Raw genomic sequence first — 10,395 nt, 5'->3', positions numbered from 1 at the left:
GTGGCGATTGCAGCGAGGTACAAGGGCTACCGGTATCCGATCGAGGTCATCGGGCATGCGGTGTGGCTGTATCACCGTTTCGCGCTGAGTCTGCGCGACGTCGAGGAGTTGATGGTTGCCCGCGGTGTGGTGGTCACCTACGTCCCAGCTTGGGTGCACGTGTCGCAGTAGGTTCACCCAGTCGTCGATGTAGGCATGTTGGGCGGCTCTGATGCGATGGCGTTCGGGTTCGGGCAGCTGGTTCGATTCGGAAACGAGGACCTGGAGAAGGTGCGGGTTGTCGAGGACGAAGGCGCAGTAACTGTCGAGCAGACGATTCAGACCATCGCGGGGATCGGATGCCTGGGCGAAGGCGCGATTCATGTCCAGGCGCAGCCACTCGTCGCCGCGCAGCATGGCTGCCAGCAAGATATCTGACTTGGGCGGGAAATTGTTGTAGACACTGGGACCACTGATGCCGACGCTGGCACCGTTGTCCTCTGTGCTTACCTCCGCGAACCCGTTGGCCGCGAAGAGCTTTGTCGCTTCGGTGAGGATCGCTTCACGGCGGGCGTGGGTGCGCAGCATCCCAGACGTCGTCGTGTGGGCGGGCGTCGACTGTGGAGCAGGTAGCGGGGCGTCGACAACGGTGGAGATCAATTCGCTGAGGAGAGTAGTGAATTCGGGTTCGGGCAGGACGAGGCTGTGCAGCGACACGCTGGTCGCGACCGCGAGCCCCGACCAGGCAAGTAACTCTGCCTCGGTGGGTGGTGGCCACGGATTTGGACACAGAACACGGTGGAACCGATGCGAACAAGCGGGACGCGGCGAGACAGCTTGGACGGCTGAACTGCGCTGACCTGCAGCTATGAGACCGAGCGTAGTGCGGGAGACCGCGACCGGTTAGCTCATAACCCAGAGGTCGCAGGTTCGAATCCTGTCCCCGCTACCAGCGGAAATGGCCTCGGAGGATTCTCCGGGGGTCGTTTTCATGCCCGATGGTCACGTGTTTGGTCACGTTAGCTAGGTTTACTAGTTAACTGACCTGTACCTTCGTTGCTAGATTCCAGCCTTTTGCCGGGCATGATGGCGTTCCCTTGCTCCGGCGGCGCTTCGGTCATCGTTTGCCAAGGCGCGATTTACTCAGAAGTCCAGTGCTAGATAGCCGAAAGTCGGTTCGCTGAGGGCTGGCATTGTGCTGGTCCCGGGCGACGCCGGACAGGTGTTACGCAAATTCACGTCAGGGGAAGGGGCGGCCAGGTGCCGATTGTGATCAGAAGACTCATGTTGAGGGCCATGCAGAGGTAAGCCAAAGCCTGGCGGGCGGATGTTGTCATCACCCTTGAACACTTCGGTGCTCGCCACCACCGACGAGCCCGACCTCGCATTCGGTCGGCGCGGTCGTCGCCCTGCAATGGCTGGCCACTAACGGCCTTTAGGCATCACACTGTTCGTATCGCGCAAGCCATGACGAGAGGTCGGTGCTATGACCACTGTCCGAGCAGCGGCGGTTCAACTGCGTCCTGTGCTCTACAGCCGCGACGGCACCGTGGAGCGCGTTGTCGCCAAGATCGACGAATTGGCAACGCGGGGCGTGCAATTCGCTACCTTTCCGGAGACTATTGTTCCCTACTACCCGTATTTTTCGTTTGTGCAGCGCCCGTACGAGATGATCGCCGAGCAGATTCGGCTGATGGGGCAGGCGGTCACCGTGCCATCGTCGGCGACGCAGGCGATCGCCGACGCCGCGAGCCGCGCTGAAATGGTCGTCTCTATCGGCGTGAACGAACGCGACGGCGGCTCACTGTTCAACACCCAACTGCTTTTCGATGCCGACGGAACGTTGATCCAGCGTCGCCGCAAGATCACCCCCACGTATCACGAACGCATGATTTGGGGCCAGGGCGATGGCAGCGGACTTCGAGCCGTGGACAGCGCAGTGGGTCGCATCGGCCAGTTGGCCTGTTGGGAGCACTACAACCCGCTGGCCCGATACGCGCTGATGGCCGACGGCGAGAAGATCCACTCGGCGATGTTCCCGGGCTCCATTTTCGGCGACTTGTTTGCTCAACAGACCGAGGTCCAGGTACGCAATCACGCGCTGGAGTCGGGCGTCTTCGTGGTGGCGGCGACCGCCTGGCTCGATCCCGATCAGCAGGGACAGATCATGGCCGACACCGGCTGCCCGGTGGGCCCGATCTCGGGTGGCTGCTTCACCGCGATCATCACACCGCAAGGCGAATTGCTCGGTGATCCCCTGCGCTCCGGTGAAGGCGAGGTGATCGCGGATTTGGACTTCGCGCTGATCGACAAACGCAAAGCCTTCATGGACTCCAGCGGACACTACAGTCGGCCCGAATTACTCAGCCTGCTCATCGATGACACGCCCAGCGCCCACGTCCATAAGCGGCAGCCTCCTTCGCCGGTCGTCGCCGACGTCGAGGAGAGCGACCATGTCAGCAACTGATCCGCGGGGAACACACGATACGGGAGGTGTCAGATGACGTATATGGGAAAGCCCTACTACCCTTTGTGGTTGGACAACCTGGCCGACGACGTCACCTTGGAGGCCGCGGCGATGGACGGCACCGCGTGCGGCGCCGAAGACGTCAGTTTCATCTTGGTCAAAGCCCGCGAACAGTATGAGCACCAGGAGTTCAATTACGCCGGCCCGTGCGGCGAAAACGGTTTCCTCGAGGACTACTCCAGCTCAGTGCGCGGCATACCTACCTACGTTGTCGTGCTGGTCAGCTTCAACGCCAACGGGCAGACCCAGCACGTCGTGGTAAATCACCGGCCGCGCAGCGCGATGCTGCAGTTTTCCCGCTTGATGCTAGAGACATTCTCCGGGACCCCGCACGCGAAGCACTGGGAAGGCACCCCGTAAGGGGAGCCAGGAGGGGCGACATGGCATCGACCTATATGGGAAGGCCTTACTACCCGGCGTGGCTAGACAACCTTGCCGACGAGATAACCGGGGAGGGGCCGGCGTGGGACGGTGCCATCCAAGGCGCGGCGGCCGTCCATGAAGTCGTGGTGGCCGCAAAAGAGATATACGAGTTTCAAGAGTTCCACTACGCCGGTCCCTGCGGGGAAAGCAGTTTCCTCGAGGACTACACCGCATCGGTTCGCGGTGTGCCGCTCTATGTCATCGTTCTGGTCGTCTTCAATGCCGCCGGGAAGGCCCAGCGCCTTGTGGTGAATCACCGGCCGCGCAGTTCTGTGCTGGTGCTGTCCCGCGCGATGCTTGAGAGGTTCGCCGGTACGCCTCTTGCCAAACACTGGGAAGGCGCACCGTAAGGAGCGAGGAGCGGCAATGAGCGATCTACTTGAGGTCGCCGTCGCGGCCCGCGGCGGCCTGGACCGGTGGAACGGCATCACATCGATCGATGTCGCCGCGTCGATCCGGGGGCGACCTGGTTCGTCAAAGGCAAGGGTGATGCGCTCAAGAACGTCCGCTTCGACGTTGACACCACCCGTGAGCTGCTGACGATGGACTTCGTCGGTCAGGATAAGCGTTCGATCTTCGAGCCCTCCCGTGTCGTGATGCAGCGTAGTGACGGCGCGCTCATCGATTCGCGCGATGACCCGGAGAGGTCGTTTGACGGTCACGTGTTCGACACCCCGTGGGACGACATTCACGTCGCCTATTTCAGCGGGGAGGCGCTGTGGACATATCTGAATACACCATTCCTCTACACCTGGCCCGGATTCGGCACCGAAGAGATCACCCCGATCCAGGTCGGCGGTGAAACGTGGCGGCGGCTGAAGGTGACGTTTCCCGATCACATCAAAAGCCATACCCGCGAACAGATCTCGTGCTTCGACCCCGACGGGCTGCTGCGCCGGCAAGACTACACCGTCGATATCCTCGGCGGCGCACCCGGATTCAACTATGCCACCGACTATCGCGAAGCAGACGGGATCGTCATCCCCACCAAGCGGCGGATTTACGGCTGGGAGGGCGACTACCAAAGCTCATCCCGGAGCCGCTGCTGATCGCCATCGACATGGGTGAGATCACCATCCGCTGACCGGGCCACAAATTGCGTTTGAGAGGAGCACGCCATGGCCGATAGTGAATCTAGCCAGCAGCAGTCCGTAGGTGGCATGGCTGACGCAGGTGGTGCGCCGGGGAACTACAGCAACAGCGCGATTACGAGCTTGCATGCCGGACAACCCCTTCCGGCCGACAGAGGCGAACAGATACTGGCCGCCAAAATATCGCGCGCGATGTCCTCAGGGCCTTTCCACATCACCCGGGACGCCACGGTTGCCGACATGGATGCGCAAGGCAATCTTGTCGTGCTTCGTCAGGGAACCAACCAGTGGGTGTGTTTCCCAGGTGACGAGAATGAAATCGGCAACGTGCCCATGTGCGCGGATCCCATGGGGCTGCAATGGATGAGAGATATCATGGCCGGCAAGCCGGCTCCGACGAATGCCGCCCCCGGTATCATCTACATGCTTTGCGGCGCAACGCAACACAGCAACACCGATCCATTCGACAAATCAAGTCCTGCCATCCCCATCGGCCCGCACTGGATGATCATGTGGCCATACGATGCGACGCGTGACGGCCTCCCGAACACCGTACGAGATGCCGGCGCATGGGTGATGTTCGACAAGACGCCCTACGCGTATTTGCACATCTGCGGTACGCCCTGGGCAGGTAATGAGTACACGCCCGGCCAGGTACCCGTTTGGACAATGCGATATGGCGCGCCCACAGAACCCGCACCCAAATGAACGCCTCGACGGCGGCGCATCAGTGACGTGACCCCCGTTGATGGGTCCAGAAGATCAACCTGGACCAAACCATAGGGTCCGCGTCACCCCTTTCTGCCACCCCGAAATTTATTCAGGGTCGAGGAATACTGTCACAGTTTGAATAGGTGCTCTCTGCCAGTATTTTGGGTGCGCCGGGGCGGCGCACGGATCATGGTGCGGGCCAACCGGTATGCGTTGGCGGCCGCACTGGATGGGGTGGCGTTGGAGCCGTGGGTACGGGCGCTGCACGGCTGCAACAACCCGGCGTGCGCGCGCGTGAGTTTATCGGGAGAAACAGGGTTGCTTCATGTGGTGCCCGGCACGCAGCGCGACAACATGGTGATGATGGGCCGGGCGGGCCGCGGGGGTGGCCGTGTGGCCGTGCGGCGCGGCGACAACGGTGTGAGGGCCCGGCGGGCCCGCGCGGTGGCGCTGCGCGCGACAGTGGGGATTCGAGACACGCGGTGTGAGACAAGAAATGAGACACCACGACCTGGCGTTACGGGGTAGGGGTTTAGCGTCCTGACAGCTGTCTCGTTTCTTTAGAAATGACACCTGCTTGTCGAGCGCGAGCAGTGTCGGGAGCGCACTGCCGTCAAGCGTGAGGCATCCCGTGCCAACGGCACCAAGTTCGGGCGGCCTCGAAAGGTCGCTAATGCCGAGCACGTCTCCACCGCAAGGCGGATGAAGGCTGATGGCCACACCGCTAAGAACATCGCCAAGTACCTCGGAGTGAGCCGGGCGACCCTGTATCGGTACCTCAGCGCAGACAGTGCAGCCTGATCGATTGCCGGCTCCGGGCACCGCAGAGTCGGCCTCATACCAGCTCGTACAGCGACCCGTGCTTGCTCGCCATCGAAGATTAGATCGACGTCGCCAGGCCGTTGTCGCGGATTGAGAGCCCGAACTCGATGTTTCGGTTCTCGGCGTTGTAGGAGAAGTTCGCGCTCGTGAGTAGCACGATTTCGTGGTCGATGATGATGAACTTCGTGTGGCTAACGATCGGCTGGCCATCGGGAAGTTGGGCTGACCGGTACACCGTGGCTCGCGGCAGGTTTGCCTTGACGCCTGCTGGGTCGCCCTTGTCGGCGTCGACGTACACCACGACGGTCACGCCGGGCTGCTCGGAGGCGGCGCGCAATGCCGTCCACATGTTCGAGTTGGGCGAGAAGTTGTAGGTCGCGCAGGTCACCGAGATGCGGGCGCCGGTGACGATGCGGTGGAACTCACTGGTGAGGTGACCGACGGTGGCCTCGTTGCCGGGCATCGTCCACACCGGAACCAGTTCCCGGTGAACGGATTTCGCTCCCGCGATCGCGGCGCGGGAGCAGGCTCAGCGGAGCCAGCATCCCGACGCCGGACCCGACGGTGCCTGCGGGGGCGGCGGCCTGAACCGCCCTGGGATGTCCGGAGACTTTCTGGTATGCGCGTCAACGCAGAGGCACAAAGGCCCTAGCTTGGCATGCCCGCGGCACGCGAGGGTGAACCGACGAAAGACAACCTGCGGGTCCTGTAGGGAGGAGTACTTTTACCCGATGCCCGTCTTGCACATCGACCACCGGGTCGCCGACCTCGACACGTGGCTGCGGGACTTCGCCAAGCGTGCGCCCGCGCGGGAGCAGGCTGGCGTCACCGAGGTACACGTCTTTCAAGCTGAGGAAGACCCGCACTACATCGTGGAACATCTCGCCTTCGACACAACCGAGGCCGCAAGAAATTACCGGACGTTCCTGCGCGAACGGGTGTGGTCATCGTCGTCGCCAGGGCTGGCCAGCCATCCGCACGGCCTCATCCTTCACGAGGTGGAGACCAGCTCTCTGGCGTAGACGGGGGGACCGGGCTCAAAACGGCGGTGAGTCGTCGCCGCCGAACGGTTGAACTTGGCCTTGGCGCCACTCGCGGAACGTTGGGCATGTGCGGGTCAGGTTGTTATTGCAAGGTCAGCGCATGAGATTGAATCGGGCCGCCCCCGAGGAGAGCAGGGCCGGGCCGAATGGCCTGGAACCCTCATTGCGGCGGGCTCCGCCGATAGCCCACGGTGATTGGGCGGCGGCTCGCTGTCAGTGCTGCTGGGGTACCTCGATGTCGGAGACGAGTACACGTACGCCTCCGGTGGAGAGTCGTGCCATGGCGGCGAAGAACGCGCCTGCTTCCGGTGTGGTCACCGCCGCACTGACGGCAGCGTAATCCGGGTAGTACAAGTCGATCATGCGGTAAGCAGGCGTCGGACTGCCATCTTCTTTCGGCCAGACCTTTGACGTCTCGATCCGGAGATATCCCGGTATTCGCCGAGCGGCTTCCAGTTGCGCCGACTCGTAGGCGGCTTCGAAGGCGTCCGGGTCGGTGGGGTTGTCGTAGATGATCGTGATCTTGGTTTCGGGCAATGGATTTCCCTCGTGTCGTCGATAAAGTGTCGAGCCTGTGCGCCCAAGGCCGCTGACGGTCGGTTGCTCCGGTGAGATTAAGGGACTTTGCGCGGGTCCCTATTCGGTCAGGTCTACGACCGCGGCGCGTGGCGCGTTCGTCTTGATGGACTGAATGCCGTTCTCGCCGCCCGCCTTCGTCTTATAGCCCTCGCTGCTGGCGATGATCTCGCCGTTGGCGGCCTTGAGGTGGAACCGGTGTTTGCCGGCCTTGTCCTTGCTGATCTCGAACTTGCCTGACATAGCAGTCTCCCTGTCCGATTAGCCCCGACCAGCGGTGACGCTACCACCGTCGAGTGGCTATGCCTTGGACAGTTATCGCTGGTGGGGGCGGCTGGGCGTGGCCGTTACTGTTGAGGTAACGGCGCTGCAGCCGGCCAATGAACATCTGTGCCTCGTCAATATCTCGCCGCAGCGCAGCTGCTTCCGAACGGAGGGCGGCTGAGCGCCTGGTGGAGCTGTTAGCAGCTTGTCGTTCAAGCCATGTGAGTTTGATGGTCATTTCGCGTATTTGATGGCTTAAGGCGCGGACCAGCTCCAACGCCTGAGCGGCATCGTGTGCGTCCATGAAGAAGGATTGCACTACTGGTCACGTCCTCAAACCTTAAGTGGCGTCGCCGAGCCGAGACATCCGCCACGCCGACCGGGCGCCTGGCGGCTCGGCCGTTACCCAGCGTGCCGGGACAGCACGGCTCGCGGCCGTCCTCCGGGCCGGACGCTCTTGGGAGCGGTCGGAGCCGATTAGATAGCGGCGTTGTAGCCGATCGACGTGCATCTGTGCTTCTGCGATGTCTCGGCGCAGCGCGGCTGCTTGTAACCGCATTGCATGGCTGTTTGGGCCAAGGACATCGCCTTCGACCCAGGCCAGGTGATGGATCATCTCGCGCAGTTGATCGCATAACGCGCGGACCAACTCCACAGCCTGGGCTGGATCGCGATCTTGCATCACGAGATGATCGCACCCCGGCGTCCTCTGCGCTAGAGGACCGACGCAGCGGTCACGAGTCGGGAAGATGAACATGTCGAGGGATGGCGAACTCGACTTGGTCGGTCTGATTAAGGACCAATTGGGGTGTCTCATCATGAAATGAAACGGTTAACAGTTCGATGCCCTGAAGACCAGGATCGTAAATACTCGTGAAGCCTGCATCGCGGATAGTTCTGACCAGGTGCCAGGTGCCGGGGTCGTCGGAATCGTCCTCGCAGCGCACCCACATTGACTCGCTCCGAAGACGGTAGCGGACAAGATCTTGTGCAGCGCAGCGGAACGCGTCAACGATCACGTGATAAAAGATAACCAATTCTGCAATGGGAAACAGCGGACGAGCACGAGGACTATCCGCTCGAGAACTCACCCGATTCGCCGGGCACGGCGCCGCCGGGCCGCGAATCAGGCCAGGTCTTCGGCCAGCTCGTCACAAAGGATTCGGTGTGTTACCTACTTTCGTGGGTTGTTGTGGTCATCGTTCTCCATTCTCCCCGTGAACGCATATCGTCCTGGGCCGCTTGGCATTGTGCCGCCAGCTGCTGGTCAGCCGCGGCGGTGTCGGAATTGCTGAACTGCTCGCCCAACCTGGCGGTGAGCAACCGGATCAACTCCATCACGAACTGCAGTGGCCGTCCGCTGTTCAGCGCCTCCTTAATCACGTCGATCACGTCGACGAACTGCATGTCGCTGTTGGTGGCCGCAGCAAGTGCGAGTGTCACGGCGGCGCGTTTGGTGTCGTCGGGCCAGATGGAATCGTTGTGCGGCGGTATCATTTCCACTTTCCTTCCCACGCCGCCAAAAGGTGGGCCGGCTTCAGTTTTGCTCTTTCCTGCGGCCGGTTCCACCACTCAGGGGCCAGACCGGCGCAAACGGGTGGAGTCAAAACGCTGTTGTTGCCGAACGCTCGTTCGGGGCCGTGTTTGGCGTGCGACCTTCTGCCTCACGGGCCATCTTGCGAATCGCGAGCATCAGTCGGAGTTCGGAGTCGATGGTCTCGATGTCGCGCATGTTGGGGGGACGTAGGTTTCACTCATCGACTCAGCCCACACGTCCTCCGACCTCCCGTCGAAAATAGAGATAGTGGGTGACCGTGCTAGATGGACCGCAGTATGCCGTGACCAGCTCCCACCCTTGGGCGATCCATTCCTCGAGGGTTGAGTTAATCTTCTCCGTCTCAACCCACGTGCATTTGTTCTCGTGTCCGTGTCTCATGGGCCCCGACACTAGGCGAAGATTCTTAACGCAAGAGAATGGCCGCCAGAATTGCTCCTGACGGACGACGGCCGTTCTCGTGGGGGTGGTGTCATTACTTCGGGGGCGCCCTGGTCCACCCGGCAGCGGTGTCGAAGCCCATTGGCAATGGGCTGTGATCGACCGGCAGGGGGACGCTTAGTTGTTACTTAGCTTGCAGGTCCACCATGGCTCGGGACTGTCCTCCGGCTGGGCGCTGTTGGGTGCGTTCGTCGCCGCTCAGGTAGCGGCGCTGTAGCCGATCGATGTGCATCTGTGCCTCTGCGATGTCTCTGCGGAGTGCGGCTGCGTCCATCCGCATTTCACATGCTCGGCCGTCGCTTGAGGTGACGTCCTGGCTTTCTAGCCAGGCCAAACGAACAATCATCTCGCGCAGCTGATAGTGCAACGCGCGGATTAACTCGACAGCTTGGGCACGATTGCAGTCGTCCACGACCAGACAGTCGCATTTAACTTCGAATTACAGCAACGTTTGCCCAGCCGCCGAGCCGGAGACCGACCCGCGGGCGTGACGCTCACTACCGACTGGGACACAACGAACGAACAGACGGAAAACATCCTCCGTGACGGGCAGTGGATCGAGGACAATGCGCAGGGACTACAACCTGCAGGCCAAATGACACGGGACGGCCGGGCCCACCCCCCTCGGCCCGGCCGTCCCCCCCTTTGTCAGAGCCGATAACTACGACGCGGTGCCGCTAGTCATGACAACCGGTCCGGATTGTTGGCGCGGAAGTCGCCGCGCCCTCCACCAGTCGCGCCGTCGACGTGCTGAGCATCACCCCACCCGGCGGGGCCACCGATTCCATCCGCTGAGCCATCCCGACCTGCTCCCCGATCGCGGTGTACCCGGCACCGCCCGACCCGATCTCCCCGGCGATCACCTGCCCGGAGTTCAGCCCAATCCGCAACTGAAGATCCACACCATCACGGCGGGACACCTCATCGGCCAGATCGCTGATGCCGCCGTGGATCTCCAACGCG

The 10,395-nt window shown here is 62.0% G+C and carries 14 protein-coding genes and 3 pseudogenes; 8 read left to right on the top strand and 9 right to left on the bottom strand.

What is annotated here, in order from left to right; translation table 11 throughout:
• Nucleotides 1-141 (top strand): annotated as a pseudogene (locus tag ACLP9N_RS11300) (IS6 family transposase); the annotation flags it as partial.
• A 267-nt stretch (nt 142-408) separates the two neighbouring features.
• Here ACLP9N_RS11300 and ACLP9N_RS11295 read toward each other — a convergent pair.
• Nucleotides 409-567, bottom strand: a pseudogene (locus tag ACLP9N_RS11295) (TetR/AcrR family transcriptional regulator); the annotation flags it as partial.
• Nucleotides 568-1,465: 898 nt separating this feature from the next.
• Between ACLP9N_RS11295 and ACLP9N_RS11290 the strand changes: the two are divergent.
• The 6 genes from ACLP9N_RS11290 (at nt 1,466) to ACLP9N_RS11265 (ending at nt 5,532) form a co-directional block, all read left to right on the top strand.
• Complete coding sequence (locus ACLP9N_RS11290; RefSeq protein WP_442407493.1) at nt 1,466-2,446, top strand: nitrilase-related carbon-nitrogen hydrolase; 981 nt, start codon at nt 1,466-1,468, stop codon at nt 2,444-2,446.
• 33 nt (nt 2,447-2,479) lie between these two features.
• Nucleotides 2,480-2,866: a hypothetical protein gene (locus tag ACLP9N_RS11285; RefSeq protein WP_442407492.1), complete on the top strand. Its 387-nt coding sequence runs from the start codon at nt 2,480-2,482 to the stop codon at nt 2,864-2,866.
• Between the two features lie 20 nt (nt 2,867-2,886).
• Nucleotides 2,887-3,279: a hypothetical protein gene (locus ACLP9N_RS11280; protein ID WP_442407491.1), complete on the top strand. Its 393-nt coding sequence runs from the start codon at nt 2,887-2,889 to the stop codon at nt 3,277-3,279.
• 66 nt (nt 3,280-3,345) lie between these two features.
• A complete protein-coding gene (locus ACLP9N_RS11275; RefSeq protein ID WP_442407490.1) occupies nt 3,346-3,978 on the top strand; it encodes a hypothetical protein in 633 nt (210 codons plus the stop codon).
• Between the two features lie 69 nt (nt 3,979-4,047).
• Nucleotides 4,048-4,728: a hypothetical protein gene (locus tag ACLP9N_RS11270; protein ID WP_442407489.1), complete on the top strand. Its 681-nt coding sequence runs from the start codon at nt 4,048-4,050 to the stop codon at nt 4,726-4,728.
• 576 nt (nt 4,729-5,304) lie between these two features.
• Nucleotides 5,305-5,532 (top strand): helix-turn-helix domain-containing protein, encoded by a 228-nt coding sequence (locus ACLP9N_RS11265; RefSeq protein WP_442407495.1) that lies wholly within the window; start codon nt 5,305-5,307, stop codon nt 5,530-5,532.
• A gap of 79 nt (nt 5,533-5,611) precedes the next feature.
• Here the strand turns inward: ACLP9N_RS11265 and ACLP9N_RS11260 are convergent, their stop codons facing one another.
• Nucleotides 5,612-6,016 (bottom strand): phospholipase D-like domain-containing protein, encoded by a 405-nt coding sequence (locus ACLP9N_RS11260; protein ID WP_442407494.1) that lies wholly within the window; start codon nt 6,014-6,016, stop codon nt 5,612-5,614.
• Nucleotides 6,017-6,284: 268 nt separating this feature from the next.
• On the opposite strand from ACLP9N_RS11260, the gene ACLP9N_RS11255 reads away from it, so the two are divergent.
• Nucleotides 6,285-6,575 (top strand): hypothetical protein, encoded by a 291-nt coding sequence (locus ACLP9N_RS11255; RefSeq protein WP_442407488.1) that lies wholly within the window; start codon nt 6,285-6,287, stop codon nt 6,573-6,575.
• 234 nt (nt 6,576-6,809) lie between these two features.
• Here ACLP9N_RS11255 and ACLP9N_RS11250 read toward each other — a convergent pair whose 3' ends face one another.
• The 7 genes and pseudogenes from ACLP9N_RS11250 to ACLP9N_RS11220 all read right to left on the bottom strand — a co-directional run.
• Nucleotides 6,810-7,133, bottom strand: coding sequence for an EthD family reductase (locus ACLP9N_RS11250; protein ID WP_442407487.1), 324 nt, complete (start codon nt 7,131-7,133; stop codon nt 6,810-6,812).
• A 99-nt stretch (nt 7,134-7,232) separates the two neighbouring features.
• Nucleotides 7,233-7,415 carry a YegP family protein gene (locus ACLP9N_RS11245; RefSeq protein ID WP_442407486.1) on the bottom strand — a complete coding sequence of 61 codons (183 nt, stop codon included), beginning with the start codon at nt 7,413-7,415 and terminating at the stop codon, nt 7,233-7,235.
• 361 nt (nt 7,416-7,776) lie between these two features.
• Nucleotides 7,777-8,118 carry a hypothetical protein gene (locus tag ACLP9N_RS11240; protein ID WP_442407485.1) on the bottom strand — a complete coding sequence of 114 codons (342 nt, stop codon included), beginning with the start codon at nt 8,116-8,118 and terminating at the stop codon, nt 7,777-7,779.
• 488 nt (nt 8,119-8,606) lie between these two features.
• Nucleotides 8,607-9,005, bottom strand: a complete 399-nt coding sequence (locus ACLP9N_RS11235; protein ID WP_442407484.1) for a hypothetical protein — start codon at nt 9,003-9,005, stop codon at nt 8,607-8,609.
• A gap of 34 nt (nt 9,006-9,039) precedes the next feature.
• Entirely contained in the window at nt 9,040-9,168 is a 129-nt protein-coding gene (locus ACLP9N_RS11230) for a hypothetical protein (RefSeq protein WP_442407483.1), read from the bottom strand.
• Nucleotides 9,169-9,556: 388 nt separating this feature from the next.
• The gene (locus ACLP9N_RS11225) at nt 9,557-9,712 is read right to left on the bottom strand and encodes a hypothetical protein (protein WP_442407482.1); all 156 of its coding nucleotides are present in this window, start codon (nt 9,710-9,712) and stop codon (nt 9,557-9,559) included.
• A 436-nt stretch (nt 9,713-10,148) separates the two neighbouring features.
• Nucleotides 10,149-10,395: pseudogene (locus ACLP9N_RS11220) on the bottom strand (adenylate/guanylate cyclase domain-containing protein); the annotation flags it as partial.

The organism is Mycobacterium sp. (assembly GCF_052144515.1).
Classification (GTDB): Bacteria; Actinomycetota; Actinomycetes; order Mycobacteriales; family Mycobacteriaceae; genus Mycobacterium.
The sequence above is the reverse complement of the archived record's forward strand: the minus strand, read 5'-3'. Positions and strand labels throughout refer to the sequence as shown.

What these genes read in the sequence shown, in the direction of transcription:
- ACLP9N_RS11225 (WP_442407482.1), bottom strand. Translation starts at nt 9,712, where the DNA reads ATGCGGATGGACGCAGCCGCACTCCGCAGAGACATCGCAGAGGCACAG.
- ACLP9N_RS11270 (WP_442407489.1), top strand. Translation starts at nt 4,048, where the DNA reads ATGGCCGATAGTGAATCTAGCCAGCAGCAGTCCGTAGGTGGCATGGCT.
- ACLP9N_RS11230 (WP_442407483.1), bottom strand. Translation starts at nt 9,168, where the DNA reads ATGCGCGACATCGAGACCATCGACTCCGAACTCCGACTGATGCTCGCG.
- ACLP9N_RS11255 (WP_442407488.1), top strand. Translation starts at nt 6,285, where the DNA reads ATGCCCGTCTTGCACATCGACCACCGGGTCGCCGACCTCGACACGTGG.
- ACLP9N_RS11245 (WP_442407486.1), bottom strand. Translation starts at nt 7,415, where the DNA reads ATGTCAGGCAAGTTCGAGATCAGCAAGGACAAGGCCGGCAAACACCGG.
- ACLP9N_RS11280 (WP_442407491.1), top strand. Translation starts at nt 2,887, where the DNA reads ATGGCATCGACCTATATGGGAAGGCCTTACTACCCGGCGTGGCTAGAC.
- ACLP9N_RS11285 (WP_442407492.1), top strand. Translation starts at nt 2,480, where the DNA reads ATGACGTATATGGGAAAGCCCTACTACCCTTTGTGGTTGGACAACCTG.
- ACLP9N_RS11240 (WP_442407485.1), bottom strand. Translation starts at nt 8,118, where the DNA reads ATGCAAGATCGCGATCCAGCCCAGGCTGTGGAGTTGGTCCGCGCGTTA.
- ACLP9N_RS11290 (WP_442407493.1), top strand. Translation starts at nt 1,466, where the DNA reads ATGACCACTGTCCGAGCAGCGGCGGTTCAACTGCGTCCTGTGCTCTAC.
- ACLP9N_RS11260 (WP_442407494.1), bottom strand. Translation starts at nt 6,016, where the DNA reads ATGCCCGGCAACGAGGCCACCGTCGGTCACCTCACCAGTGAGTTCCAC.